The organism is Burkholderia sp. AU44665 (assembly GCF_030504405.1).
GTDB classification, from domain to species: domain Bacteria; phylum Pseudomonadota; class Gammaproteobacteria; order Burkholderiales; family Burkholderiaceae; genus Burkholderia; species Burkholderia semiarida.
Genome location: NZ_JAUJRI010000025.1, coordinates 44,614 through 70,839, shown reverse-complemented (window position 1 = coordinate 70,839; position 26,226 = coordinate 44,614). Strand labels below are relative to the sequence as shown.

General features: G+C 66.3%; 21 protein-coding genes. 11 read left to right on the top strand and 10 right to left on the bottom strand.

Annotated features, from left to right (window positions below; translation table 11 throughout):
- Positions 1 to 117: 117 nt before the first annotated feature.
- Positions 118 to 810: a TetR/AcrR family transcriptional regulator gene (locus tag QZM15_RS29720; RefSeq protein WP_059644942.1), complete on the bottom strand. Its 693-nt coding sequence runs from the start codon at positions 808 to 810 to the stop codon at positions 118 to 120.
- Positions 811 to 1,131: 321 nt separating this feature from the next.
- On the opposite strand from QZM15_RS29720, the gene QZM15_RS29715 reads away from it, so the two are divergent.
- From QZM15_RS29715 to QZM15_RS29680, 8 genes are all read left to right on the top strand, one after another.
- Positions 1,132 to 2,412 carry a Zn-dependent hydrolase gene (locus QZM15_RS29715; protein WP_089466038.1) on the top strand — a complete coding sequence of 427 codons (1,281 nt, stop codon included), beginning with the start codon at positions 1,132 to 1,134 and terminating at the stop codon, positions 2,410 to 2,412.
- Positions 2,413 to 2,541: 129 nt separating this feature from the next.
- Positions 2,542 to 3,879, top strand: coding sequence for an NAD(P)-dependent oxidoreductase (locus tag QZM15_RS29710; RefSeq protein ID WP_124659424.1), 1,338 nt, complete (start codon positions 2,542 to 2,544; stop codon positions 3,877 to 3,879).
- A gap of 53 nt (positions 3,880 to 3,932) precedes the next feature.
- Positions 3,933 to 5,249, top strand: a complete 1,317-nt coding sequence (gene preA / locus QZM15_RS29705) for an NAD-dependent dihydropyrimidine dehydrogenase subunit PreA (protein ID WP_302107801.1) — start codon at positions 3,933 to 3,935, stop codon at positions 5,247 to 5,249.
- 100 nt (positions 5,250 to 5,349) lie between these two features.
- Complete coding sequence (locus tag QZM15_RS29700) at positions 5,350 to 6,858, top strand: NCS1 family nucleobase:cation symporter-1 (RefSeq protein ID WP_302107800.1); 1,509 nt, start codon at positions 5,350 to 5,352, stop codon at positions 6,856 to 6,858.
- Between the two features lie 63 nt (positions 6,859 to 6,921).
- The gene (hydA, locus tag QZM15_RS29695) at positions 6,922 to 8,379 is read left to right on the top strand and encodes a dihydropyrimidinase (protein ID WP_060314532.1); all 1,458 of its coding nucleotides are present in this window, start codon (positions 6,922 to 6,924) and stop codon (positions 8,377 to 8,379) included.
- Between the two features lie 247 nt (positions 8,380 to 8,626).
- Entirely contained in the window at positions 8,627 to 9,901 is a 1,275-nt protein-coding gene (locus QZM15_RS29690; RefSeq protein ID WP_059578863.1) for a NupC/NupG family nucleoside CNT transporter, read from the top strand.
- Between the two features lie 39 nt (positions 9,902 to 9,940).
- Positions 9,941 to 11,257, top strand: coding sequence for a thymidine phosphorylase (gene deoA, locus QZM15_RS29685; protein WP_089466041.1), 1,317 nt, complete (start codon positions 9,941 to 9,943; stop codon positions 11,255 to 11,257).
- A gap of 25 nt (positions 11,258 to 11,282) precedes the next feature.
- Entirely contained in the window at positions 11,283 to 11,672 is a 390-nt protein-coding gene (locus QZM15_RS29680) for a cytidine deaminase (RefSeq protein WP_059578857.1), read from the top strand.
- 34 nt (positions 11,673 to 11,706) lie between these two features.
- Here the strand turns inward: QZM15_RS29680 and QZM15_RS29675 are convergent, their stop codons facing one another.
- The 4 genes from QZM15_RS29675 to msrB all read right to left on the bottom strand — a co-directional run bounded on the left by QZM15_RS29675 (position 11,707) and on the right by msrB (position 16,315).
- Positions 11,707 to 12,822, bottom strand: a complete 1,116-nt coding sequence (locus QZM15_RS29675) for an aromatic ring-hydroxylating dioxygenase subunit alpha (protein ID WP_302107799.1) — start codon at positions 12,820 to 12,822, stop codon at positions 11,707 to 11,709.
- A gap of 258 nt (positions 12,823 to 13,080) precedes the next feature.
- A complete protein-coding gene (msrA, locus tag QZM15_RS29670) occupies positions 13,081 to 13,824 on the bottom strand; it encodes a peptide-methionine (S)-S-oxide reductase MsrA (protein ID WP_060314537.1) in 744 nt (247 codons plus the stop codon).
- A 60-nt stretch (positions 13,825 to 13,884) separates the two neighbouring features.
- Positions 13,885 to 15,750: a cytochrome c biogenesis protein DipZ gene (locus QZM15_RS29665; protein ID WP_302107798.1), complete on the bottom strand. Its 1,866-nt coding sequence runs from the start codon at positions 15,748 to 15,750 to the stop codon at positions 13,885 to 13,887.
- Positions 15,751 to 15,784: 34 nt separating this feature from the next.
- Complete coding sequence (gene msrB, locus QZM15_RS29660; RefSeq protein ID WP_302107797.1) at positions 15,785 to 16,315, bottom strand: peptide-methionine (R)-S-oxide reductase MsrB; 531 nt, start codon at positions 16,313 to 16,315, stop codon at positions 15,785 to 15,787.
- Between the two features lie 81 nt (positions 16,316 to 16,396).
- On the opposite strand from msrB, the gene QZM15_RS29655 reads away from it, so the two are divergent.
- Positions 16,397 to 16,552, top strand: coding sequence for a hypothetical protein (locus QZM15_RS29655; protein ID WP_302107796.1), 156 nt, complete (start codon positions 16,397 to 16,399; stop codon positions 16,550 to 16,552).
- Positions 16,553 to 16,740: 188 nt separating this feature from the next.
- Positions 16,741 to 20,391 carry a YadA-like family protein gene (locus tag QZM15_RS29650; RefSeq protein ID WP_302107795.1) on the top strand — a complete coding sequence of 1,217 codons (3,651 nt, stop codon included), beginning with the start codon at positions 16,741 to 16,743 and terminating at the stop codon, positions 20,389 to 20,391.
- Positions 20,392 to 20,462: 71 nt separating this feature from the next.
- Here QZM15_RS29650 and QZM15_RS29645 read toward each other — a convergent pair whose 3' ends face one another.
- The 3 genes from QZM15_RS29645 to QZM15_RS29635 are packed head-to-tail and all read right to left on the bottom strand — an operon-like array spanning position 20,463 to position 23,460.
- Positions 20,463 to 21,185 carry an anaerobic ribonucleoside-triphosphate reductase activating protein gene (locus tag QZM15_RS29645; RefSeq protein ID WP_226291426.1) on the bottom strand — a complete coding sequence of 241 codons (723 nt, stop codon included), beginning with the start codon at positions 21,183 to 21,185 and terminating at the stop codon, positions 20,463 to 20,465.
- A 2-nt stretch (positions 21,186 to 21,187) separates the two neighbouring features.
- Positions 21,188 to 21,376 carry an anaerobic ribonucleoside-triphosphate reductase gene (gene nrdD / locus QZM15_RS29640; RefSeq protein ID WP_226291425.1) on the bottom strand — a complete coding sequence of 63 codons (189 nt, stop codon included), beginning with the start codon at positions 21,374 to 21,376 and terminating at the stop codon, positions 21,188 to 21,190.
- Between the two features lie 50 nt (positions 21,377 to 21,426).
- Complete coding sequence (locus QZM15_RS29635; protein ID WP_226291424.1) at positions 21,427 to 23,460, bottom strand: ribonucleoside triphosphate reductase; 2,034 nt, start codon at positions 23,458 to 23,460, stop codon at positions 21,427 to 21,429.
- A gap of 634 nt (positions 23,461 to 24,094) precedes the next feature.
- Between QZM15_RS29635 and QZM15_RS29630 the strand changes: the two genes are divergently transcribed.
- Positions 24,095 to 24,349 (top strand): hypothetical protein, encoded by a 255-nt coding sequence (locus QZM15_RS29630; protein WP_226291423.1) that lies wholly within the window; start codon positions 24,095 to 24,097, stop codon positions 24,347 to 24,349.
- Positions 24,350 to 24,445: 96 nt separating this feature from the next.
- On the opposite strand, the gene QZM15_RS29625 is transcribed toward QZM15_RS29630, so the two are convergent.
- Complete coding sequence (locus tag QZM15_RS29625; RefSeq protein ID WP_226291422.1) at positions 24,446 to 24,703, bottom strand: hypothetical protein; 258 nt, start codon at positions 24,701 to 24,703, stop codon at positions 24,446 to 24,448.
- Positions 24,704 to 24,986: 283 nt separating this feature from the next.
- A complete protein-coding gene (locus QZM15_RS29620) occupies positions 24,987 to 26,132 on the bottom strand; it encodes a porin (protein WP_226291421.1) in 1,146 nt (381 codons plus the stop codon).
- Positions 26,133 to 26,226: the final 94 nt, after the last annotated feature.

Sequence of the window (26,226 nt, the reverse complement as noted above, 5' to 3'; positions counted from 1 at the left end):
TGACGCGTCGCGTCGTACCCGCGCACGCAAGTGGCAACACGGGCGGCGCGTATCGCACGGGACATGCCCGGGTGATGCGCGCCGCCCGTTTTTTATTCGGCGGCTCGCCGTGTCGTGCTACGGCTTCGCGTTCGGCGACACCGCGCCGCACGCACGAATCACGAGCTGCACGACCTGCTCGGTCTTTTCGTCGAACGCCTTCTTCGTGAACGCGCGCTTGCCGCTCAGCGCGCGAATCTGCGCATCGAAATCCGCATAGTGTTGCGTGGTCGACCAGATCAGGTACATCAGCGCATGCGGGTCGATCGGCGCGAGCAGCCCGCGCGCGATCCATCCTTCGATCACTTCGACGCGCGTGTCGAACCACGGCTTCACACGTTGCGACAGGATGTCCTGCATGTGCTCCGCGCCGTGGATGATCTCGTTGGCCCAGACCTTCGAGCCGAGCGGGCGCCGCCGCGACAGCGCCATCTTCGCGCGCACGTAGCTGCCGATCGCGTCCACCGGATCGTCGCCGGCCTCGAACGAACCGGCCGCGCGATGCCAGTCCTCGAACAGGTCGTCGAGCACGCGTCGGTACAACGCGAGCTTGGTCGGGAAGTAGTAGTGCACGTTCGCCTTCGGCAGGCCGGCGCGCTCCGCGATCATCGCGGTGCTGGCGCCGGCGAGCCCGCGTTCCGCGAATACGGCTTCCGCGCACGCGAGCAGATGTGCTTCGTTGGACTCGCGTATGTGCGCCTTGCGTCGCCGCAAAGGCGCCGGCGTTTCGTCCCGGTCGGTGGCTTCGATCGTCGCCTCGTCATGTCTCATCGTTACCCTCGCGCGGCGGTCATGCCGCGTTGGGCTTCATTCTAGCCGCTGATTCGCGTCGCACGCACAGACAGGAATGTCGTGATGCCACGGCGATGCTGCGTTGCGGTGGCACGGTTCTCGCTCTGCCGCGTCACGCAAGAAAGACGTTGCGCTGGTCATTTTGATCGTCTAAAACCTGTCCAATCGGACAGGATTTAACGTGTTTCGCGAACCGGCGGGCACCTGCACCGCATCCGTGCGGCGTGCCCCGAAAGAGGTCTCGCACGCACCGGCACAGACCGGGCCGACGACATCACCGACCCCACAGGAGCGATACGAATGAACGCGGTATCGGAAACAGTGAAGCGGGCAGCTTTCGACACGTCGATCAAGGTCGACGGCAAGCGGTTGTGGGACAGCCTGATGGAAGTCGCGAAAATCGGCGCGACGCCGAAAGGCGGCGTGTGTCGGCTCGCGCTGACCGATCTCGACAAGGCCGGCCGCGACCTGATCGTCGGCTGGGCGAAGGCCGCCGGCTGCACGGTGACGGTCGATACGATGGGCAACGTGTTCATGCGCCGTGCGGGCCGCGTGGCCGACGCGGCGCCTGTCGTCACCGGCTCGCATGCGGATTCGCAGCCCACCGGCGGGCGCTTCGACGGCATCTACGGCGTGCTCGGCGGTCTCGAAGTGATTCGCAGTCTGAACGATCACGGCATCGAGACCGAGCATCCGGTCGAGGTCGTGATCTGGACCAACGAGGAGGGCTCGCGCTTCGCGCCGGCGATGGTCGCATCGGGCGTATTCGCGGGCGTGTTCACGCTCGACTACGGGCTGTCGCGCAAGGATGTGGACGGCAAGACGATCGGCGAGGAACTCGCGCGCATCGGCTACGCGGGCGACGTGCCGTGCGGCGGGCGCAAGCTGCACGCGGCGTTCGAACTGCATATCGAGCAGGGGCCGATTCTCGAAGCGGAATGCAAGACGATCGGCGTCGTGACCGACGCGCAGGGGCAGCGCTGGTACGAGATCACGTTCACCGGCCAGGAAGCGCACGCGGGGCCGACGCCGATGCCGCGCCGCCGCGACGCGCTGCTTGGCGCGTCGCGCGTGGTCGATCTCGTCAACCGGATCGGCCTCGATCATGCGCCGTTCGGCTGCGCGACGGTCGGCATGATGCAGGTCCACCCGAACTCGCGCAACGTGATTCCCGGCCGCGTGTTCTTTACCGTCGATTTCCGTCATCCGGACGACGCCGTGCTCGCGAAGATGGACGCGGCGCTGCGCGACGGCGTCGCGCGCATCGCGGCCGATATCGGGCTCGATACCGAACTCGAGCAGATTTTCTATTACAAGCCGGTCGCGTTCGACCCGGCATGCGTGGCGGCCGTGCGCGACGCGGCCGATCGCTTCGGCTACTCGCATCGCGACATCGTGTCGGGTGCGGGCCACGATGCGTGCTATCTGGCGCAAGTCGCGCCGACGTCGATGGTGTTCGTGCCCTGCGTCGACGGCATCAGCCACAACGAGATCGAGGACGCGACGCCCGCATGGATCGAGGCCGGCGCGAACGTGCTGCTGCACGCGATGCTGTCGCGTGCGTGCGAGCCGGCTTCATGACCGACCGGACATAGCGCGACAGGCGGGCCGCGCACCGCTTGACCGTAGCACGCCGAAGCATGACCGCCCCGACTGAGCATTCGCAGCCGGCGGGGACGGCTTTGTCTCCACCCAGTCGAAGGAACGCGTATGACCACTCAGCCAACCGGCGATATCGCCGCGCATCGCCTGTCGTCCACGCAACTCTCGTGCGAATTCGCCGATATCGCGCCGCTGCTCGATCCGACCGCGGCGGCCGCCGCCGCAAGTCGCTGCCACTACTGCTACGACGCGCCGTGCGTGCACGCGTGTCCGACGCAGATCGACATCCCGAGCTTCATCCGCAAGATCGGCAACGGCAACCTGAAAGGCGCCGCGACCGACATCCTGTCCGCGAATCCGCTCGGCGGGATGTGCGCACGCGTGTGCCCGACCGAGATCCTGTGCGAAGGCGCGTGCGTGCGCAACCATCAGGATGCGCAACCGGTCGCGATCGGCGCGCTGCAGCGGCATGCAACCGACTGGGCGATGCAGACCGGTGCGGTGCAGTTCCGGCGCGCGCCCGACACGGGCCGCCATGTCGCGGTGGTGGGTGCGGGGCCGGCCGGGCTCGCATGCGCGCACCGGCTCGCGCTCGCCGGACATCGCGTCACGCTGTTCGACGCGCGCCCGAAGGCCGGCGGCCTCAACGAATACGGGATCGCCGCGTACAAGACCGTCGACGATTTCGCGCAGCGTGAAGTCGAGTGGCTGCTGTCGGTGGGCGGCATCACGCTGGAAACGGGCGTGGCGCTCGGGCGCGACGTGACGCTCGACGCATTGCGCGAGCAGCACGACGCGGTATTTCTCGCGATGGGGCTCGGTGGCGTGCGTGCGCTCGAGATCGACGGCGAGCAACTGGGCGGCGTGATGAATGCAGTCGACTTCATCGAGCAGGTGCGGCAGGCGGACACACTGGAGAACGTGCCGGTCGGGCGACGCGTGGTCGTGATCGGCGGCGGCAATACGGCGATCGATGCGGCCGTGCAGAGCCGCAAGCTCGGCGCCGAGCGCGTGACGATGGTGTACCGGCGCGGCGTGGACGCGATGAGCGCGACGTGGGCCGAGCGCGAGTTCGCGCAGAAGTGCGGCGTCGCGCTCGTCACGCACGCGAAGCCGGTGCGCATCGCGGGCGTGAACGGGCAGGCGACGGGCGTCGAATTCGAGGCCGCATCGGGTGAGCGCTTCATCGTCGATGCGGACATGGTGCTGAAGGCGATCGGCCAGACGCTCGTGCCTGACGGCGTCGCGGCCGAATTGCTGACCGCGGACGGCACGCGTATCGCGGTGGATGCGGACGGGCGTACGGCGCTGCCCGACGTATGGGCCGGCGGCGACTGCGCGGCGACCGACGGCATCGACCTCACGGTGCAGGCCGTGCAGGACGGCAAGCGCGCGGCCGCGTCGATCGACGCGACGCTCGCCGCGCGCGACGCGAAGGCGGCCTGAACGCGCGACGCATCGTCAGCACACCGAACACGACCCTTCTCACGGAGCCGAACATGGCCGATCTTCGCTGCACCATCGCAGGCATCACCTCGCCGAATCCGTTCTGGCTGGCGTCCGCGCCGCCCACCGACAAGGCCTACAACGTCAATCGCGCGTTCGAGGCAGGCTGGGGCGGCGTCGTCTGGAAGACGCTCGGGCTCGATCCGCACGTCGTCAACGTCAGTTCGCGCTACGGCGCGGTGCAGTGGAACGGCCAGCGCATCGCGGGGCTGAACAACATCGAGCTGATCACCGACCGGCCGCTCGACGTGAACCTGACAGAGATCGCGCAGGTGAAGCGCGACTGGCCGGACCGCGCGCTGATCGTGTCGCTGATGGTGCCGTGCAACGAGCGAGACTGGAAATGGATTCTCCCGCTCGTCGAGGATACCGGCGCCGATGCGGTCGAACTCAACTTCGGCTGTCCGCACGGGATGAGCGAGCGCGGGATGGGCGCGGCGGTCGGGCAGGTGCCCGAATACGTCGAGATGGTCACGCGCTGGGTGAAAGAGGGCACGAAGCTGCCGTGCCTCGTGAAGCTCACGCCGAACATCAGCGACATCCGGATGGGGTCGCGCGCCGCGTACAAGGGCGGCGCGGACGGCGTGTCGCTGATCAACACGATCAACTCGATCGTCGCGGTGGATCTCGACCAGATGGCCCCGATGCCGACCGTCGACGGCAAGGGCACGCACGGCGGTTATTGCGGGCCGGCGGTCAAGCCGATCGCGCTGAACATGGTCGCGGAGATCGCACGGGATCCGGAAACGCCGAACCTGCCGATTTCGGGCATCGGCGGCATCTCGTCGTGGCGCGACGCGGCCGAGTTCATGGTGCTCGGCGCGGGCAGCGTGCAGGTGTGCACCGCCGCGATGCATTACGGATTCCGGATCGTGTCGGATCTCGCCGACGGGCTGTCGAACTGGATGGACGAGAAGGGCTACGCGACGCTCGACGACATCCGCGGCCGCGCGGTGCCGAACGTGACCGACTGGAAATACCTGAACCTGAAATACGACATCAAGGCGCGCATCGACCAGGACCGCTGCATCCAGTGCGGGCTGTGCCACATCGCGTGCGAGGATACGTCGCATCAGGCGATCACGGCGACGAAGGACGGCGTGCGGCATTTCGAAGTGGTCGATTCGGAATGCGTCGGGTGCAATCTTTGCATGCATGTGTGTCCGGTCGAGCAATGCATCACGATGGAGCGCGTCGATTCGGGCGGCTACGCGAACTGGACCACGCATCCGAACAATCCGGCGAGCGCGGATGCCGGCGCGAGCGGCGGCCCGGCCGCCGCGCCCGAGAAGCACGCGAAGGCGGCCTGACCGGCGTCCGGCGGCGCGGCAGACGTTGCGCCGCCGCTTTTCGTTTCACCGGGCCGGCATCGTACGATGCCGGCGCCGACGTTTTCGTGGAGCGCGTTCAATGAAACCAGCAGCGATTCCCGCCGATGCCGACAGCGGCGCGGCGCACGGCGGCAGCCTGTACAACGACGACCTCGCGCCGACGACGCCGGCGCAGCGCACGTGGAAGTGGTACCACTTCGCGGCGCTGTGGGTCGGGATGGTGATGAACATCGCGTCGTACATGCTCGCGGCCGGGCTGATCCAGGAAGGCATGTCGCCGTGGCAGGCGGTGATGACGGTGCTGCTCGGCAACCTGATCGTGCTCGTGCCGATGCTGCTGATCGGCCATGCGGGCGCGAAGCACGGGATTCCGTACGCGGTGCTGGTGCGCGCGTCGTTCGGCACGCAGGGCGCGAAGCTGCCGGCGCTGCTGCGCGCGATCGTCGCGTGCGGCTGGTACGGCATCCAGACCTGGCTCGGCGGCAGCGCGATCTACACGCTGCTGAACATCCTGACCGGCAACGCGCTGCACGGCGCGGCGCTGCCGCTCGTCGGCATCTCGTTCGGGCAGCTCGCGTGCTTTCTCGTGTTCTGGGCGCTGCAGCTGTACTTCATCCTGCACGGCACCGATTCGATCCGCTGGCTCGAAAGCTGGTCCGCGCCGATCAAGGTCGTGATGTGCGTGGCGCTCGTGTGGTGGGCGACGTCGCGGGCGGGCGGTGTCGGCTCGATGCTGTCGGCGCCGTCGCAGTTCGTCGCGGGCGGCAAGAAGGCGGGGCTCTTCTGGGCGACGTTCTGGCCGGGCCTGACCGCGATGGTCGGCTTCTGGGCGACGCTCGCGCTGAACATTCCCGACTTCACGCGCTTCGCGCATTCGCAGCGCGACCAGATGATCGGCCAGTCGATCGGGCTGCCGCTGCCGATGGCGCTGCTGTCGGTGGTGTCGGTCGTCGTGACGTCGGCGACCGTCGTGATCTACGGCAACGCGATCTGGGATCCGATCGACCTGACGAGCCGGATGACGGGCATCGGCGTGGGCATCGCGCTCGTGATCCTCACGCTCGATACGATGTGCTGCAACCTCGCCGCGAATCTCGTCGGCCCTGCCTACGATTTTTCGAGCCTGTGGCCGAAGGCGATCTCGTACCGAGCGGGCGGGATGATCACCGCGACGATCGCGATCGTGATGATGCCGTGGAAGATCCTCGCGACGACGGACGGCTATATCTTCACCTGGCTCGTCGGCTATTCGGCGCTGCTCGGGCCCGTCGCGGGCATCCTGATGGTCGATTATTTCCTGATTCGCGGCACGCGGCTCGACACGCGCGCGCTGTTCGACGCGCGCGGCGGCTTCAGCTACGCGCGCGGCTGGAACCCGGCCGCGCTGGCCGCGCTCGCGATCGGCGTGCTGCCGAACCTGCCGGGCTTCCTGCATACGGCGTTTCCGGCGTCGTTTCCGAACGTACCGGCGTTCTTCAACACGCTTTATACGTACGCGTGGTTCGTCGGCCTCGTGCTGGCGTCCGGCGTGTACGGCACCTGGATGAAGTGGCGCGCCGGACAGCGCGCGCAGATCGCGAGCGCATGACGCGCGAGCCGGATGCGACCCGCGCGGCATGCGGCACCCGACAGTCAACGAGGAGGCAACGAAATGGCAATCCTGATTCGTGGCGGCACCGTGGTCGATGCGGACCGCTCCTATCGCGCGGACGTGCTCTGCGCGGACCCGCAGGACGGCGGCACGATCCTGCAGATCGCGGAGCAGATCGACGCGCCGGCCGGCGCAACCGTCGTCGATGCGCACGACCAGTACGTGATGCCGGGCGGGATCGACCCGCATACGCACATGGAACTGCCGTTCATGGGCACGACCGCGAGCGACGATTTCTACTCGGGCACCGCTGCCGGGCTGTCGGGCGGCACGACGAGCATCATCGATTTCGTGATTCCGAGCCCGAAGCAGCCGCTGATGGATGCGTTCCGGGAATGGCGCGGCTGGGCCGAGAAGTCGGCTTCCGACTACGGCTTCCACGTGGCCGTGACGTGGTGGGACGACAGCGTGCACCGCGACATGGGCACGCTCGTGCGCGAGCATGGCGTGTCGAGCTTCAAGCATTTCATGGCGTACAAGAACGCGATCATGGCCGACGACGAGATTCTCGTGAACAGCTTCACGCGTTCGCTCGAGCTCGGCGCGCTGCCGACCGTGCACGCGGAGAACGGCGAGCTCGTGTTCCAGCTGCAAAAGGCGCTGCTCGCGCGCGGGATCACGGGGCCGGAGGCACATCCGCTGTCGCGGCCGCCGGAAGTGGAGGGGGAGGCCGCGAACCGCGCGATTCGCATCGCGCAGGTGCTCGGCGTGCCCGTGTATATCGTGCACGTGTCGGCGAAGGACGCGGTGGACGTGATCACGCGCGCGCGCAGCGAAGGGCTGCGCGTGTTCGGCGAAGTGTTGCCGGGCCATCTCGTGATCGACGAGGCCGTCTATCGCGATCCCGACTGGACGCGTGCGGCGGCCCACGTGATGAGCCCGCCGTTCCGCTCGGCCGAGCATCGCGAGGCGCTGTGGCGCGGGCTGCAATCGGGGCAGTTGCATACGACGGCGACCGATCACTGCGTATTCTGCGCATCGCAGAAGGCGATGGGCCGCGACGATTTCACGAAGATCCCGAACGGCTGCGGCGGCGTCGAGGACCGCATGTCGGTGCTGTGGCATCACGGCGTGAATCATGGCCGCATCACGCCGAACGAGTTCGTGCGGATCACGTCGACGAACGCGGCGCAGATCTTCAACCTGTATCCGCGCAAGGGCGCCGTGCAGGTCGGCGCCGATGCCGACCTCGTCGTGTGGGACCCGGCCGCGACGAAGACGATCTCGGTGAAGACGCATCACCAGCAGGTCGACTTCAACGTGTTCGAGGGGATGACGGTGCAGGGTGTCGCGACGCATACGCTCACGCGCGGCGCACTCGCGTGGGCCGACGGCGAGTTGCGCGCCGTGCGCGGCGCGGGCCGCTACCTGAAGCGCCCGCCGGCGGCCGGCTACTACGAGGCCGCGCGGATCGCGAACCGGCTGCGCGAGCCGCATCCGGTCGAACGCGCGGGTTGAACGGCGCGTGTCAGGCGGGGCGTGTCCGTTCGAGCGGCGCGCCCCGCGCGTGTTTTCGAAGAGTAGGTAGAACAACTGATCAAGCCGGCGAAGGGCAAAAGAGAAACGATCGATGCCATTGATCGCGGCGATTTTGGCGACGTTGCCTGCGCGCACATCGACCGAGTAACATCCACCCACCCGATCACGCGGGTCGCGGGCACGGGCCGCCCGCCGGACAGTTCAAATAGTGAGAAAGGAGCACAAGGTGGATATTCTGCGCAGTCTCCTCGGTATGCTGTTTCTGTTGCTGGTCGCGTATCTGCTGTCGAACAACCGCCGCGCGGTCAGCGGCCGGACCATGATCGCCGCGCTCTTCACGCAGTTCGCGATCGGCGCGCTGGTGCTGTTCGTGCCGTCGGGCCGCGCAGCGCTGGCCGCGGCCGCGAACGGCGTCAATCGCGTGCTCGACATGGGCAATCACGGCATCGCGTTCGTGTTCGGCGGGCTCGTCGATGCGCGCATGTTCCAGTTGTTCGGTGACGGCGGGTTCGTATTCGGCCTGCGTGTGCTGCCGATGATCATCTTCGTCACCGCGCTGATTTCGGTGCTGTACTACATCGGCGTGATGAAATGGATCGTCGCGATCCTCGGCGCGGGATTGGCGAAAGTGCTCGGCGTGAGCCGCATCGAGGCGTGCTCGGCCGTCGCGACGATCTTCCTCGGGCAGAGCGAGATGCCCGCGCTCGTGAAGCCGTTCGTGCGCAACATGACGAGCGCCGAGATCTTCACGGTGATGGCGAGCGGGATGGCGTCGGTCGCGGGCTCGGTGCTGGTCGGCTATGCCGGCCTCGGCGTGAAGATGGAGTACCTGCTCGCCGCGTCGTTCATGGCGGTGCCGGGCGGGCTGCTGTTCGGCAAGCTGCTGTTTCCGACCGTCGAGCCGAGCCGCGTGGTGGTCGACGGGCTCGACTTCGACGACAAGCGCGCCGCCAACGTGATCGAGGCGGCCGCGTCCGGCGCGTCGGTCGGGCTGCGCATCGCGATCAACGTCGGCGCGATGCTGATCGCGTTCGTCGGGCTCATCGCGCTGATGAACCTGATCGTCGGCGGCGCGGCCGCGTTCGCGGGCTTTCCGCAGGTCACGCTGGTCGGCATCATCGGCCATCTGTTCGCGCCGCTCGCGTGGATCATCGGCGTGCCGTGGCACGATGCGACGCTGGCCGGCAACTTCATCGGCGAGAAGCTGATCTTCAACGAATTCGTCGCGTACGGCGACCTGTCGCCGTACCTGAAAGGCGGCGCGCACGCGGCGGCGGCCGGCCTGCAGGTGCTCGACCCGAAGACGCTCGCGATCGTGTCGTTCGCGCTGTGCGGCTTCGCGAACTTCTCGTCGATCGCGATTCTCGCGGGCGGCTTCAGCGCGGTCGCGCCCGAGCGCCGCTCGGACGTCGCGCGGCTCGGCTTGCGCGCGCTGACGGCCGCGACGCTGTCGAACCTGATGAGCGCGGCGATTGCCGGCCTGTTCTTTTCGCTGCATTGAACCGTGCAGCAGACTCCGACCGATCGAAGCGAGGCAACGATGTTTCTACCGCAGGAATTCATTCGCAGGAAGCGCGACGGGCAGCCGCTCGATCGCGACGGGATGGCCGCGTTCGTGCGCGGCGTGACCGACGGCAGCGTGACGGAAGGCCAGGTGGCCGCGTTCGCGATGGCCGTGTATTTCAACGACCTGAGCACGGACGAGCGCGTCGCGCTGACGCTCGCGCAGCGCGATTCCGGCGACGTGCTCGACTGGCGCGCGCTCGATCTCGGCGGGCCGGTGATCGACAAGCATTCGACGGGCGGCGTGGGCGATGTCGTATCGCTGATGCTCGGGCCGATGGTGGCCGCGTGCGGCGGCTACGTGCCGATGATCTCGGGGCGCGGGCTCGGCCATACCGGCGGCACGCTCGACAAGTTGAGCGCGATTCCCGGCTACGACGTGATGCCCGAGACGGACGCGTTTCGCCGCACGGTGCGCGAGGTCGGCGTCGCGATCATCGGGCAGACCGCGCGGCTCGCGCCGGCCGACAAGCGCATCTACGCGATCCGCGACGTGACGGCGACCGTCGAATCGGTCGCGATGATCACCGCGTCGATCCTGTCGAAGAAGCTCGCGGCGGGGCTCGACGGGCTCGTGATGGACGTCAAGGTCGGCTCCGGCGCGTTCATGCCGACGGCGGAGAAATCGGCGGAGCTGGCTCGCAGCATCGTCGACGTCGGCAACGGCGCCGGCATGAAGACGACCGCGATCCTCACCGACATGAACCAGTCGCTCGCGCCATGCGCGGGCAATGCGCTCGAGGTCGCATGCGCGATCGATTACCTGACGGGCAAGTCGCGCCCCGCGCGGTTGCATGACGTGACGATGGCGCTGTCGGCTGAACTGCTCGTGACCGGCGGGTTGGCGCGCGATGCCGCCCATGCGCGCGAGAAGTTGCAGCACGCGCTCGATTCCGGCACGGCGGCCGAGCGTTTCGCACGGATGGTCGTCGCGCTCGGCGGTCCCGCCGACCTGCTCGACGCGCCCGCGCGGCATCTGGCACGGGCGGCGGTGATCGTGCCGGTTCCGGCGCCTGCGAGCGGCGTGGTGCGGCGCGTCGATTGCCGCGCGCTCGGGCTGGCGGTGGTCGCGCTCGGCGGTGGCCGCACCCGCGCGGAGGACGCGATCGACGTCAGCGTCGGCCTCACGGCGCTCGCGGAGATCGGGCAGCGCATCGAGGCCGGGGAGCCGCTCGGCTTCGTGCACGCCCGCGACGAAGCAACGGCGGCCCATGCGGCGGATGCGATTCGCCGCAGCTATGTGCTCGGCGAGACCGGCGAAGCGCCGCCGACCCTTTACCAGCAGATCGGCTGACCTCTGCTCCGGGAGACATCACACGATGGAACGAGACGAACTGATCGAACAGGCGAAGGCGGCGCGCGAACGTGCGTATGCGCCGTATTCGCGCTTCAAGGTCGGCGCGGCGCTGCTGGCGCAAGACGGAACGGTTTTCCACGGCTGCAACGTCGAGAACGCGTCGTACGGCCTGTGCAATTGCGCGGAACGCACGGCGATGTTCGCCGCGATCGCCGCCGGCTATCGGCCGGGGGATTTCGCGCGGCTCGCGGTCGTCGGCGACACCGACGGCCCGATCGCGCCGTGCGGCGCATGCCGTCAGGTAATCGTCGAGATCGGCAAGCCTGACATCGAGGTGATCCTCGCCAACCTGAAAGGGGCCGTCGAGATCACGACGGCCCGCGCATTGCTGCCTGGCGCGTTCACGCTTTAACGGTGCGCGCGCCGCGGCGAGGCCATGCGTCGCCTCACGCGCCGTCGCGCGCGTCGCGGATCGGGATCACGGTGCGCGCGCCGCATTGGCGCAGCAGGTCGCGCAGCTCGTTGATGACCGGAAACACCTCGTGGTTCCAGTCGGCGCCTTGGGCGTCGTGCGCTTCCTGCTCGCGCTCGACGATCCAGCGATCCTCGCGGAAGATGCGCTCGGTGAACCACACAAGCAACGGCCACGCGAGATCGAGCGCGAACGGGATGCCGGGCTTGTGGATCGACAGCAGCCCGAACGTGCGGTTGGTGCGTTGCTCGGCGTCGAGCGGCACGTAGACGATCCACAGATCCATCACGAGCGTGCCTTCGCTCGAGCGGATCTGCAGCGTCTGGTACGGATACTCGGTGCGCACCGTCATCACGCTCTTGTTGGCCTGGTCGCCGGGCTTCTTGCTCGAACCGAACACGAGCGCCTCGCCGACCGGCTGCTTGCCTTCCATCCGCGCGAACGTGTAATCGACCTCGACCCAGTCGTCGCCGCGGCGGCGGCCCACCGAGCGCGCGCGCATCTGGCCCATCTGCTTCCGATGCAGGAACTGATGGTTCATGTCCATCAGGTTCTCGTGCATGAACGAGTAGTGACACTTGACCTCGCGGCCGAAGCGGCGCGTCTTGTACGCGGGGTGGTCCGCCGATTCGAGCGCGGGGAACGGGCGTTCGTCGGCGAGCGTGGCGTCGCCCGGGAACACGAAGATCAGCCCGTGCGCCTCGCGGCACGGATACGCACGCACGCCGTTGGGCAAGCGCTCGCGGCCGAGGTAGGGCACGTCGACGCAGCGGCCGCTGTCGCACGCGTAGGTCCAGCCGTGATAGCAGCAGCGCAGCGTTTCGCCGCTCACGACGCCCGCGTGCAGCGGCACCTGGCGGTGCGCGCAACGATCTTCGAGCGCATACACGGCGCCCGATTCGGTGCGCACGAGCACGATCGGATCGCCGGCGAAGCGCACGCCGAGCGTCTTGCCGCGCTTGAGCTCGCGCGACCACGCGAGCGGGTACCAGTAATCCGGATGAATGGGCACGCGGCGCAGATCGCGCACGAGCGCGCCGGTGGACGGTTCTTCGAGGGTATTGCTGTCAGGCAAAGGCACTGCGCGCATGCGTGACGCCTCCTGGCTGGGCGGTTGGTCCGGATGCCGCATCATGCGGCGAGGATCAGGAGAAGTCTACGCGAAGTTGCCGGCCGCCGCGGACGCGATGCGGGTTTGCCCCGGCATCGGGCTCGCCGATTCGTTGACGTGGCGCAAGTCAGCCGCCGCCGATGCATGGCGGCCGGGGCGCCGCCGTGCGGCGGGCGGCGCCGCGTCACACGCAGCCGCGCGGGTCGGCAAGCGGCTCACGAGTGGCTCACGAGCGGCTCACGAGCGCGCTTCGCGCCACAGCACCGCGTCGGCACGGTATAGCGCCGGGAAGCGCTGCTTCAGCCCGGCGACCTTCGGCAGGTCGTTGAATGCGATATACGGCGCATCGGGATGCAGTTCGAGGTAGTTCTGGTGATAGGCCTCGGCCGGATAGAACCCCTTGTAGGCTTCGACACGCGTGACCACGGGCGCCGGAAACACATGCGCGCTGCCGAGCTGCGCGATGTACGCGGTCGCGACCGCGCGTTGCTGCGCGGTGGTCGGGAAGATCGCGGACCGGTATTGCGACCCTTCGTCGGGGCCCTGGCGGTTCAGCTCGGTCGGGTCGTGCGCGACCGAGAAGAACACCTGCAGCAGCCGACCGTAGGTGATCTGCGTCGGATCGTAGACGATGCGCACCGATTCCGCGTGCCCCGTCAGCCCCGAGCCGACGAGCGCGTAGTGCGCGGTTTCGGACGCGCCGCCTGCATAGCCGGCGGTGACCTGCTTCACGCCTTTTACGTGCTCGAATACGCCCTGCACGCCCCAGAAGCAGCCGCCGGCGAGCACGGCCGTCTCGTCGTGCGACGCGCCGGGCGTTTCGTCGAGCGTGGGGGCAGGCACGGTGCGCATCGGTTCGGCGGAATTGACGATGCGCTGGTAGCCGAACACGGCGGCCGCCGCGACGGCGACGGCGCCGATGCGGCGCAGCAAGGTCGCGCGCCGTCGCGCCGCGGCTTCGCGGGTGGAGATCGGGTTCATCTTTTGCTCCTGTTCAATGGATGAGAAAACACGGCGGCCGAATGGCGGCGGCGCGCGCGATCAACCGAAAGTGAATGCATACGCATCGACGCCCGGATCGAGAAACTCGATCGCGAACGTGCGGTCGGCGATCGCGCCGGGCTGCCGGACGAGCTGGTACAGACGCTGGCCGGTGACGGTGCCGTAGCCCTGCGCGTCGACGTCGGCGCCGTGCGCGGCACCGGGCGCCGCGCCGTCGAGCGTCACCCGAAAGCGCACGGGCCGGCCGTTCGCGCCCGGGCCGAGCACGAGGTGCAGATCGCGCGCATGGAAGCGGTAGACGATCCGGCCGTCCGGCGCGGCGAGCGACGCGCGCTCGGCGCCGACGTTCCACGTGCCCGCGAGGCCCCAGTCATTGAGATCCGGGCGGGCCGGTGCGTCGTAACGGTGGGCCGCATCGCGCACGGCGCCGCCCGGCGACGCGAAGCTCTCCGCGCGTGCATAGCCGACATAGGTTTCGGGCGAACGGACGTCCGCGCTGTCGGCCGCCGCGAGCGCGCCCTTCGCGGGCGCGCCGGCGAGCCCGAGCGGCACGTTCAGCGCGTCCGGATGGCCGGCTTCGGCCAACAGCGACTGGATCGCGCGTTCGGATTGCGCGTATTCGCCTTCGCCGAAGTGGTGATGGCGGATCCGCCCTTGCGCATCGATGAAGTAGTGCGCGGGCCAGTATTGGTTGTCGAAGGCGCGCCAGATCGAATAGCCGTTGTCGATCGCGACCGGGTAGTCGATGCCGAGGTCGTGCACGGCCTTCTTGACGTTGCCGATGTCGCGCTCGAACGCGAACTCCGGCGCGTGCACGCCGATCACGACGAGCCCGTACGGCGCGTACTTGCGCGCCCAGGCGGTCGTGTACGGCAGCGTGCGCAGGCAGTTGATGCATGAATACGTCCAGAAATCGACCAGCACGACCTTGCCGCGCAGCCCGGCCGCCGTCAGCGGCGGCGAGTTCAGCCACTGCACCGCGCCGTCGAGCGACGGCAGCGTGCCTTCGACCGGCAGTGCGGCCGCGGTGGCGCCGGCCGTCCGCATCATCGCGCCGCCGGCCAGCGCACCGCCGCCGGTCTGCGCGCCATTGGCTGCCGCGGCCATCATCGCGCCGCTCGTCGCGTTGTCGTTGTCGGTGGCGTCGGTCGCGGCCGTTGCCGCCGGCGCGCCGTTCGCGCGCCCGCCGAGACGGTCGACGAGCTTCGTTTCGAGCCCGCCCGTGGTGACGGTCGACAACTGCGCGAGGGCGCCCGTGTCGAGGCCGAGCGCGATCGCGCCGACGCCGGCCAGGAGCGTCGCGCCGATCCCGCGCCGGATCCATTCGCCGGCGCCGAGCGAGCGCTTCATCGCGGCGAACACCTTGCCGCCGATCACGAGCGCGACGCCGAGCGAGGTCGCCGCGCCGGCCGCATACGCGACGAGCAGCAGCGTCGTGCCGACGCTCGCGCCGCGCAGCGCCGCACCGGTCAGCACGAGGCCGAGGATCGGGCCGGCGCACGGCGCCCACAGCAGGCCCGTCGCTACGCCGAGCAGCAGCGACGACGCCGGGCCGGCCGGGCGGCCGTCGCGTTGTGCGAACCCGGTGAGCCGGTTGCCGGCTGCGACGAGCGGGCGCGTCAGGTGTTCCGCGAAACGCGGCATCAGCAGCGTCAGGCCGAACACCGCGAGCAGCACGATCGCGATCCAGCGGCCGGCCTGGTTGGCTTGCGCGACCCAGCCGCCGCCGACGGCGGCGAGCGTCGCGACGACGGCGAACGTGAGCGCCATGCCGGCGAGCAGCGGCAGGCCGGTGCGCACGAACGGCTGGTCGGCGCGCGCGAACACGAACGGCAGCACGGGCAGGATGCACGGGCTCAGGATCGTGAGCACGCCGCCGAGATAGGCAAGGACGATGAGCAGCATGATGCGTTCTCCAGTCGGACGGAATGGGGCCGGATCAGGCGGCGGCCGGGTGGAAGACGAGCGCGACGCCGTTCATGCAGTAGCGCAGCCCGGTGGGCGCCGGGCCGTCGTCGAACACGTGGCCGAGATGGCCGCCGCAGCGGCGGCAGTGCACTTCGGTGCGGACCATCCCGAACGACGCGTCGGTGTCGGTGCCGACCGCGTGGTCGAGCGGTTTCCAGAAGCTCGGCCAGCCCGTATGGCTGTCGAACTTGGTGGCCGACGAGAACAGCGCGAGGCCGCAGCCGGCGCACGCGAACGTGCCGTGCCGGTGCTCGTCGTTCAGCGGGCTGGTGAACGGCCGCTCGGTGCCGGCCTCGCGCAGGACCGTGTATTGGGCCGGTGAGAGGCGGCGATGCCATTCGGCGTCGCTGTGCGTGATCTCGAACGGGGCGGCCTTCGGCGAGCCGACCGGCGGCGCGGCGAACGCGCGGCCTACCAGCGCGCGGCGGCCGGCGGACGACAGCGCCGCGAGCGCGGCGAGGCCGGTGGCGCCGGCGAACAGCAGATGTCTGCGGGTGGGCATGATGGGCTCCTGGAAGCAGGTCCTGAAAACATGCGCCCATCGTAGGCGGCGGCCGGTGTCGAAGTCCTCACGGAAAGTTAAATGAATCGTGATGTTTTTCGGGTGATCCGGGAAGATCAGACGAACCCCGCCGGACCGCCGAAATGCGACGGCACAGCGGCGCCGCTCGTTCACGAATTTCACCCGTCGATCGGCACGCGTTCACATCCAAAGCGCGAGATGGAAAGCTCGCATTAAAACTTGGTCCTCGTCAACAGTTGAATGGATTTGTTCGGACTCCAGTTTATTGGAAGGACAGATTAATTGAAAATGGTTTGCCGTTTTTCGGCTGGATCGATTGATAACTAGGAAATTATTAATTTGCGAATTTTGATTATTAATCGGAATTTTGTAATTGACGTGCTGTTGACGAATGGGTGGTATAGGTGAATCGCATATATAAGATTATTTGGAACTCCGTGTTCGCGAGGTGGGTTGTCGTTTCGGAAATTTCCCGCTCGACAAGCAGAACCAAGCGGGAAACGCCGGCGGCGTCGTCCCCCTCGACACTGCCGTTTAGTTACCGGACGCGTGCGATCTGCATCACGCTTGGATGTGCGGTTGCACTCCCGTACGCGGCGCCGGCGTTCGCCGGAGTCGGAGGGACCGATGCGGGGATGTCCAACTCGAATGGCTCGGGATGGATTAAGGGGTCGAGCGGTGGCGGTGGAGTCCAATATGGCGATACGGGCGTTGGCTTCGTCGGTGACGGCGACTGTTCGATGCTTACTTCCGGTCCGGGTTTATGGGCCGGCGTATATGGATCGGGTGTCAATTATCTCGGCGGGTTGTTCGGATTCGGCGCGCAGAATTCGATGACTTCGTGGGGCGATGCGACAAATGCGGGCGCGAATGCCGGCATTGTGCCGTTCAGCGGTTCGGAGCAGGTATTCGGTAATGTCACGTACGCACCGAATAATACTCAGAGCAACAACTTCACGACCGCATTTGGTCTGAACTCTTTTGCGGTGGGATGTGGAGCGCATGCAACCGGGATGAGTGCGACCGCACTGGGATGGGGCACCACCGCGAGTGGTGTCGGCAGTTTCGCGACAGGCCTCTACAGTACTGCCAGCGGTCAGGGCAGTACCGCTATCGGCGTCAGTCCGGTAGCGAGCGAGACCGATACGATCGCCATCGGAACGCTCGCGACCGCAAATGCCGTCAGCGGAATTGCAATCGGCGCAAACACGCATGCTTCACGGAACAATGCCGTCGCAATCGGTGGAAATTCGTCTGCGCCCGATGCAGGTGCTCAAGCGATCGCCAGCGGCGCCGTAGCGATCGGTGCCGACGACACGGCTGGAGCGAAAGCTGCGGGAATCAACGCTATTGCTGTCGGTGGTCAGGCCAATGTCGTCGACGGGGCTACGTCCGGCATCGCGGTCGGTCGCGGGGCGACCGTCAAGGGCGCATACGGGATCGCGGAGGGCGATGGCGCTATCTCGGGCGGAGTCGGGCAGAACGTCGCAATCGGCTCGTCCGGCACGACCGCAAACGGCGGTACGCTGAACGGCGGTGCCGTGGCGATCGGCATCGGCCAGTCGGCGACCGGCGATGGGGCGGTTGCGATCGGCAACGACAACGCTGCATCAGGCGCCGGCTCGGTAGCCATCGGCACCACCGCGACCGCGAGCGACAGCTCTGTCGCGCTTGGCTATTCGGCACGCGCGACCGGTACAAACGGCTCGGCTGCGATCGGCAATTCGGCGATCGCGACAGGCGCGGACGCGCTCGCTTTCGGCAACGGGGCGATGGCGAGCGGTGATGTCGGTGCAGTCGCGGTCGGCCGGTCTGCCGCCGCGACGGGCGCCAATGCGACCGCAGTCGGCGCGAACGCGCTTGCATCGGGGGCCGGCGCGGTCGCGCTGGCGCAGAGCGCGATTGCGTCAGGGCAGAATGCTGTCGCAATCGGTGCCGAGTCGACCGCGAACGTTGCGAATTCGATCGCGCTTGGCAACAGGTCGACGACAACGGGAGCGGCAACCGCGACGACCGGCGGGGCCGGGACGGTCGGCGACACCACGATCGCGGGGCAGAGCTTCGGCCCGTATGCCGGCGCCGATTCTGCGGGCGGCGTGGTCAGCGTGGGGGCAGTCAACGGCGAGCGTCGCATCCAGAACGTTGGTGCCGGCCTCGTCAGCGCAGCGAGCACCGACGCGATCAACGGAAGCCAGCTTTATGCCGTGGCGAGTACGACGATCGCCGACATCGGCTCGCTGTCCACGTCGACGTCGACGGGCATCGGCTCGTTGTCGACCGGCCTGAGCTCGACCAACAGCGTGGTCGCTTCGCTGTCGACGTCGACTTCGACCGGCATGTCCACGACCACTAGCTCGATTGGCTCGCTGTCCACGGGACTCAGTTCGACCGACCGTTCGGTGGCGTCATTGTCGACGTCTACGTCGACCGGCCTGTCGTCTGCGACCAGCTCGATCAACTCGCTGTCCACGTCGACCACAAGCAGCGTCGCATCGCTGTCCACTGGTGTATCGACCGTCACCAGCTCGATCACGTCGCTATCCACGTCGACGTCGACGGCGATTCGGAGCGCCAAGACGCACTACTTCAGCGTGAACGACAACGGCACGCAGCAAGGCAACTACGCGGACGACGGTGCAACAGGCGTCGATGCGCTCGCGGCTGGCGTGAACGCCACCGCGGAGGGAGCCGGCAGCGTCGCCGTCGGCGACAGCTCGCACGCGGCGTCGGTGGGCTCGGTGTCGGTCGGTCGCAGCGCTTCGGCGGCCGGCCGCTACGCGGTGGCGATCGGCTCGCGCAATACGGCCAGCGGCGACGGCGCGCTCGCGATCGGCAGTTCGAACGAAGCGACCGAGGACGACACGATCGCGCTCGGCAACAAGGCCGTTGCGCGTGCGACCGGTGCGCAGGCATTCGGGGCAGCGGCATCGGCGACCGCCGAAGACGCGCTCGCGTTCGGCGCGTCGGCCACGGCGAGCGTCGCGAATTCGATTGCCCTCGGCGCGAACTCGGTCACGGGCAATGCGACCGGCATGTCGGGCGAAACGATCGGCGGCATCGGCTACTTCTTCGCGGGCAACGCACCGGAGGGGGTCGTGAGCGTGGGACAGCCGGGCCACGAACGGCAGATCACGAATGTCGCTGCAGGCCAGCTGTCGCCGACGAGCACGGACGCGGTCAACGGCAGCCAGCTCCACGCGACGAACGACGCGCTGAACAGCCTGTCGACATCGACTGTGTCGAACATCTCTTCGCTGTCGACTGGCATCGGTTCGTTGTCGACCGGCCTCAGCACGACGAACAGCACCGTCGCGTCACTGTCTACGTCGACGTCCACGGCTATCAATTCGCTGTCGACCGGGCTGAGTACGACGGACAGCACCGTCACATCGCTGTCCACGTCGACTTCGACGGGCATCGGTTCACTGTCGACAGGCCTGAGCACGACCAACAGCACGGTCGCATCGCTGTCGACCGGCGTGACGAACATCAACAACACGCTGAGTTCGCTGTCCACGACGATCACCCACGATAGCGGCGTCGCGGCTGACCTGAACGGCACCGGCGGCGATAGTCCGACCGTTACGGCCGGATCGAATTCGGTCGCGATCGGCCGGAACTCGACCGACGGTGGGCGCGAGAATGTCGTGTCGGTCGGCAACGATACGCAGCAGCGCCAGATCGTCAACGTCGCGCCGGGCACGGAAGGGACCGACGCGGTGAACGTGAATCAGCTGAAGCAGGTGCAGACGACGTTGTCGTCGGCGCTGTCGGACGAGCAGACGCAGATCAATTCGCTGGGATCGCAGCTCCAGCAGACTGACCAGATGGCGAAGGAAGGCATCGCGGCCGTCGGCGCGATGGCATCGATTCCACAGCTCGATCGCGACGCCAATTTCGGGATGGGCATCGGTACTGCGTCGTTCCTCGGTCAGAAGGCCATGGCGGTCAGCATGCAGGCGCGCATTACCGAGAACCTCAAGGCGTCGCTCAACGGTGGCTTCAGCGGCAACCAGAAGGTGGTCGGCGCCGGGATGCTGTACCAATGGAAGTAGCGCCGCATGGGTTCGGGTTCTTCCGGCGGCGGCTCAGCAGCGGCTACCGTTGGATACTCGAATGACGAACATCACGTCGGCCAACGCACGTGCACGTTGCGCAGGATGTCTCGCAACCGGCCCAACAGTGCGTCTCCGGGATAATCGTCGGGCGTTCGCATACCGAGCAGGCGGTCCGACACGCATCCGTCGGGCCGAAACGGCTGGAGTACGAGTTCGGTTATGCCGCGATCAGCCAACGCTTGCGCGATGCCGATCAAGTCGGCATCGTCGAGAAGCGCGGGGTGGATCGTGGTCCTGCACTCGAACGTCACGTTGCTTGCAAGCATCAGTTCAAGCGAGCGTTGCGCCGCCTCGCCGCTGCGGGGGATCCGAGTGATGCGATCGTAGGTCGAGAAGGGGGCTTTGACGTCGAATCCGATCCACTCGATCAGCGGCAGGCATTGCGAAAGACGATCGGGATACGCGCCGCCCGTATGAAGGGCGATCGACAAGCCGCGCGATTTCGCGTGCGCCATCATCGTCGGCAGATGCCGTTCCACCAGCGGCTCGCCACCGGAGAACACGATCGCATCGAGCAGTCCATTGCGCGTGTCGAGCCACCTGAGAATGTCGTTCCATTCGATCGAACCGGTTTGGCGGTTTCGCACACGTAGATGCGGATTGTGGCAATAGTGGCAATGCCACGGACATCCTGACACGAACACGACGCATGCCAGTCGACCAGGGTAGTCGCATGATGAAAACGGAACGATGCCACCGAGCTTCGGCCCGTGCGATCGGCCGGCATCCATTGTCAGCGCCGCTCCAAGAAGAACACGCGTTCGGCAAATTCTCCCTGTTTGCCGATGTTGAAGGCCGACACCGGACGGTGATAGCCCATCACACGCGTCCAGATTTCGCAGCGGGTGCGTTCGTGATTGGGCAGCGCCGCGGCATGCGCACGCTCGGTGGGTTGTTGGGTCGTGTCGGGACGAGCGAGCATGTTGGCAATCCTCCAGAATGGTTGTGTGGGCGAATCGTCGTGTGACGCCGTCAGCGGAGCCGGCAATCGCCGCCGGATCGATGGGCGCCCGACGACGCGAGTTTTTCGGCCAGCAGTTCCGCGTCGCACTTCGGGCAGAATTCGTGCTTGCCGCTCAGGTAGCCATGCCTCGGGCAGATCGAAAACGTCGGCGACACGGTGATGTACGGCACGCGAAAGCGGGTCAACGCGCGCCGTACGAGCGTCCGGCAGGCGTCGACCGACGAGACGGCTTCGTTCATGTACAGATGCAGGACCGTGCCGCCGGTGTATCGCGACTGCAGCGATTCCTGGCGGGAAAGGGCGTCGAATGGATCGTCCGTGAAGCCGACCGGCAACTGCGTGGAGTTCGTGTAGTACGGTTTCTCGCGCGTGCCTGCATGAAGGATGTCCGGATAGCGGAGCAGGTCCTCCTTCGCGAATCGATACGTCGCGCCTTCGGCCGGTGTCGCTTCGAGGTTGTACAAATGTCCTGTTTCTTCCTGGAAGCGCGCGATCCTGTTGCGAACATGGTCGAGCAGACGCTCGGCCAGGCGGTGGCCGGCCGCCGTCGTGATGTCGTCGCGATCGCCGGTAAAGTTGCGGATCATCTCGTTGACGCCGTTCAGGCCCAGCGTGCTGAAGTGATTGCGCAGCGTGCCGAGATAGCGACGCGTATAGGGGTACAGCCCCGAGTCGATCAGGCGTTGAACCAGGTTCCGCTTGATCTCCAGGCTTTGCCGTCCGAGTTCCAGCAGCGCGTCGATGCATGAAAACAGCCGCGTTTCGTCGTGACGGCACTCGTGGCCGACGCGCGCGCAATTCAGCGTGACGACTCCGACGCTGCCGGTCTGCTCGGCGGAACCGAACAGGCCGTTGCCGCGTCTGTAGAGTTCGCGCATGTCCAGCTGAAGCCGGCAGCACATGGAACGCACGTCGCGCGGACGCAGTTCGCTGTTGACGAAGTTCTGGAAGTAAGGCACTCCGTATCGTGCGGTCAATTCGAACAGCAGCGTCGCGTTCGGATGATCCCAGTCGAAGTCCGCGGTAATGTTGTAAGTGGGAATCGGGAACGTGAACACACGGCCGTTCGCGTCGCCGGCCGTCATCACCTCCAGATACGCTCGATTGACCATCTCCATCTCGTTCGCGAGGTCGCCGTAGGTGAACGGCATCTCGCGGCCGCCGACGTGCGGAACCTGATGGCGGAGGTCATCGGGGCAGGTCCAGTCGAACGTCAGATTCGTGAACGGCGTTTGCGTGCCCCAGCGGCTCGGTACGTTGAGGTTGTAGACCAGTTCCTGGATGCATTGCTTGGTCTGCGCGAAGTCGAGCCGGTCGGCGCGGACGAACGGCGCCATGTAGGTGTCGAACGATGAAAATGCCTGTGCGCCGGCCCATTCGTTCTGTAGCGCACCGAGGAAATTCACGATCTGGCCGATCGCCGACGACAGGTGCCTGGGTGGAGCGGACTCGATTTTGCCTGGCACTCCGTTGAAGCCTTCATGCAAAAGCTGCCGCAGCGACCAGCCTGCGCAGTATCCGCCCAGCATGTCGAGATCGTGAATGTGCAGCGAACCCGAGCGGTGCGCGTCGCTGATCTCGGGCGCGTATATGCAGTCCAGCCAGTAGTTGGCCACGACTTTTCCGCTCGTATTCAGAATCAAGCCGCCGAGACTCCAGTCCTGATTCGCGTTCGCATTGACTCGCCAGTCCGAGCGATCCAGATACTCGTTGATCGTGGCGGCGACGTCGATCGTGACGCGCCGTTCGGCCGCAGCCGCATCGTCGCGCGGTATGAAACGCGGGCGGACGGCTTCGATGCGATCGTTGGCGAGCGGCGCCTGTTCGGAAAGTGCGCGCGTCCTTGAAGTGTCCGGAGCGGCGATCGCTGCTTGCGCCAGACTTGATGCGACCTGTGCTGCGAGTGCCGCCGCTTCATCGTCGTCGAATTCGCGCGTCGCGCGGGCCGCTGCAGCGATCGCCCGTGTTAACCCGGTGAGATCGAAAGGCGCCGCGCGACCGTCGCGCTTGCATACGTATGAGGGCTCGGTTGGCATCGTCATTGGTCAATATCTGGTGTTGAGACTGGGTGAGAACAACTATATGTCGTATGGGCTGGTGTCGAAAACCGGAACGAACGGCGGAGTTGTCCAACGTCATCCGGTTCGAAGAAATGCGGCAGCCGTATCGCTTCAGGTGCCGCGCTTACCGATACTGAAAGCTGCGATCGACATGCCGCGACAAGGCGCCCGTGTCACGCGATAAGTCGTCTTTCGCTTGCCGAAGGCGGCGTCGCCCGATTGGATCGATAGGCTGTTTGAGGACAATCAACCTGATACGCGACGCGTAAGCGATCTCGAGCAGGGAGATGCGAAAGTAGCGGCGATGACGCGTCGCATTGATCGCCGGCTCGACTCGTGCACACGATGCCTGTGACGCACGTTGCGTCATTCGCGTGAAAGCGGCGACGGTCGATAGGGCATCACGACCGATGTCGGACTCCGAACGGCGAACTCCGAACTCCGGACTTTCGCAAGCGGGAACATGACGCTGCGATGCTGTGCGCCAAAGCGCAGCGGCGGGCCCGACGCTGCTTTGATCCGACGTCGTCGACGAGCCGGCGCACCGCGTTCGTCCACGCGACGAGACGAGAGGCGCTCGCGGCCGAATGCCGCTCCTCGCGACACATGGCTATCGATGCATGTCGCGGAGCGGCTGGCGGTCGTATTGCCGGCCGATCGCTTTCGCATTGCCGTGATATCACGACACTTCGGCGAAGAGATTCCGGCCGACGATGTGGCGAACAGACTGGGCATACCGATGCTCGCTTCGGAGCGCCATGCGATGCTGATCGTCGACTACCTGATGGAGCTTGAGAGAGCGGCATGGTCGTCGCTATATCACCGGCTCGCCGATTCCGGATTGCGCATGTCCGAGAAGGAAGGGGTGTAAAGCGGCCGCCTGTTGGCCGGCTCGTTCAAATGCGGTCGAACGGTGCGTGACGACGGGCCGAAACAGAGCTCCGACATTAGTCGCGACGGCGGGCGATCAATCGCGCTTGAAGCCGGCACCGGCGCGGGCGCGCCGAAAAATGCTGCGCAATTCATGACGATACCGCGCACCGATCACCGGCGACGTCGACGACGTGCCGAGATTCCAGATCGGCGTATCGATGAGTGCCTGCTCGAAGTCGTCGAGTAATCGGGCTCCATGCGGATGACTAAGGGCGGCAATGGATAACGCAGCGGCAAGCGCCACCGTATGAGCGAGCTCTGTGCCGATATCGTGCGCTGTCTCGAATGTCATGGTGCTTGGATAGTATGTAGACGGACGGTCGATTCGATGGAAAAAGGGCCGCTCAAAACATCGCGACGCGGCCGCTGACAGATCGCCATCGCGACGGGCTTAGAACCGTTCGGCCCCACTGTTCGATCAGGCGCTGGAGTGTCGGCCGCATCGAGCGAACGTCGATTAGGGGCCTTCTACGTGCGCGTCGAATCGTTGCGGTATCGGAAGACTGGTTGCGGTTCGAGGGCGCGGGCCGACAGATAGCGACCGGAGCGCGACCGTCGCGCTCCGTGACTCGACGTCAGAACACGTGGCGCATGCCCGCCGTGACGGCGACTTGCTTGTTGTTGGACGACGCCGAGCCGACGCCGATGATGTCCGCGCCGAGATCGAGGCCGTTGGTGTTGACCTTCTGAAATTCTCCCTGCACGTACAGCTCGGTCCGCGGCGACAATGCATAGGCCGCTTGCAGGTTGAACTGGTTCCAGCTCGGGTCCTGTCCGGCGAGGTGACCGTTGGTATAGGTATAGGAGCCGGCCAGCGAAATGGCCGGCGTCACCGCATAGCGCGCGTTGACTTCGTAGTTGTTGAAGCGCGTGGTGCCCGACAGACCCGTAATACCACCGGCGACGCCGGACTGGCCTGCACTGATTGCGCGGCTGTCGTTCAGGCTGGTTTGCGTAAACACGAATCCGGCGGTTGCGGGGCCGTAAGTGTAGTTCAGGCCTGCGCCCCATACGCGCTGACGGCCGGCCGCGAACGTCCAGTCACCCGCAACCGCACCCGCATCGGCCGCATCAAGCGATAGCGCGTTCACATCATTGTTGATCTGAAGATAGGCGGCGGCCGCTTTGAGGCCCTGGTAACTGTAGGACGCGCCGAAACTATACGCGCGGTTGTTCGAGAAGCTCGTCGAGTTCGAAAACGCATAGAGCGCGCCAAATTTCAGGCCGTTGTAGTCGACGCTCTGATACTTGACCGCATTGCTGATACGGAACGAGTCGTTCAAGTTGTCGTTATCGAACGGGTGGGCAAACTGTGTCCCGCCATACTGGCCGCCGGTCAGCGAAAGCGGACCGAGGTAATCGACGACGCTATCGTACTGCCTACCGACGGTGAGCGACCCGTAATCGTTATGCGACAGGCCGACGAACGCCTGACGGCCGAATATGCGGCCGTTTTGCCCGGTACTTCCGTTATTGATATTGAAGCCGCTCTCCAAGACAAACAACGATTTCATTCCGTCGCCGAGATCCTCGGCACCGCGGAGTCCCCATCGGCCTCCGTTGTCCGCTCCGCTCGACTGCTGCCAAGCACTGCGGCCATGCTGGTTGTTCGTATACGTGACGCCTGCGTCGATCAAGCCATAGAGCGTTACGCTGCTCTGCGCGTGGGCGACTGTGACGACTCCGCTGCACAGCGCGGTGATGATCAGATTTTTTTTCATTGATTAGCCTCCGGGCATGGTAATGGACACGGATTTGCGGCCGGGTCGCCGTGAGCGCGCCATGGGCGGCGCGGCGCGAGCCGCACGTTTCATC

What these genes read in the sequence shown, in the direction of transcription:
- QZM15_RS29720 (WP_059644942.1), bottom strand. Translation starts at nt 810, where the DNA reads ATGAGACATGACGAGGCGACGATCGAAGCCACCGACCGGGACGAAACG.
- QZM15_RS29715 (WP_089466038.1), top strand. Translation starts at nt 1,132, where the DNA reads ATGAACGCGGTATCGGAAACAGTGAAGCGGGCAGCTTTCGACACGTCG.
- QZM15_RS29710 (WP_124659424.1), top strand. Translation starts at nt 2,542, where the DNA reads ATGACCACTCAGCCAACCGGCGATATCGCCGCGCATCGCCTGTCGTCC.
- preA (WP_302107801.1), top strand. Translation starts at nt 3,933, where the DNA reads ATGGCCGATCTTCGCTGCACCATCGCAGGCATCACCTCGCCGAATCCG.
- QZM15_RS29700 (WP_302107800.1), top strand. Translation starts at nt 5,350, where the DNA reads ATGAAACCAGCAGCGATTCCCGCCGATGCCGACAGCGGCGCGGCGCAC.
- hydA (WP_060314532.1), top strand. Translation starts at nt 6,922, where the DNA reads ATGGCAATCCTGATTCGTGGCGGCACCGTGGTCGATGCGGACCGCTCC.
- deoA (WP_089466041.1), top strand. Translation starts at nt 9,941, where the DNA reads ATGTTTCTACCGCAGGAATTCATTCGCAGGAAGCGCGACGGGCAGCCG.
- QZM15_RS29680 (WP_059578857.1), top strand. Translation starts at nt 11,283, where the DNA reads ATGGAACGAGACGAACTGATCGAACAGGCGAAGGCGGCGCGCGAACGT.
- QZM15_RS29675 (WP_302107799.1), bottom strand. Translation starts at nt 12,822, where the DNA reads ATGCGCGCAGTGCCTTTGCCTGACAGCAATACCCTCGAAGAACCGTCC.
- msrA (WP_060314537.1), bottom strand. Translation starts at nt 13,824, where the DNA reads ATGAACCCGATCTCCACCCGCGAAGCCGCGGCGCGACGGCGCGCGACC.
- QZM15_RS29665 (WP_302107798.1), bottom strand. Translation starts at nt 15,750, where the DNA reads ATGCTGCTCATCGTCCTTGCCTATCTCGGCGGCGTGCTCACGATCCTG.
- msrB (WP_302107797.1), bottom strand. Translation starts at nt 16,315, where the DNA reads ATGCCCACCCGCAGACATCTGCTGTTCGCCGGCGCCACCGGCCTCGCC.
- QZM15_RS29655 (WP_302107796.1), top strand. Translation starts at nt 16,397, where the DNA reads ATGAATCGTGATGTTTTTCGGGTGATCCGGGAAGATCAGACGAACCCC.
- QZM15_RS29645 (WP_226291426.1), bottom strand. Translation starts at nt 21,185, where the DNA reads ATGGATGCCGGCCGATCGCACGGGCCGAAGCTCGGTGGCATCGTTCCG.
- nrdD (WP_226291425.1), bottom strand. Translation starts at nt 21,376, where the DNA reads ATGCTCGCTCGTCCCGACACGACCCAACAACCCACCGAGCGTGCGCAT.
- QZM15_RS29635 (WP_226291424.1), bottom strand. Translation starts at nt 23,460, where the DNA reads ATGACGATGCCAACCGAGCCCTCATACGTATGCAAGCGCGACGGTCGC.
- QZM15_RS29630 (WP_226291423.1), top strand. Translation starts at nt 24,095, where the DNA reads ATGCATGTCGCGGAGCGGCTGGCGGTCGTATTGCCGGCCGATCGCTTT.
- QZM15_RS29625 (WP_226291422.1), bottom strand. Translation starts at nt 24,703, where the DNA reads ATGACATTCGAGACAGCGCACGATATCGGCACAGAGCTCGCTCATACG.
- QZM15_RS29620 (WP_226291421.1), bottom strand. Translation starts at nt 26,132, where the DNA reads ATGAAAAAAAATCTGATCATCACCGCGCTGTGCAGCGGAGTCGTCACA.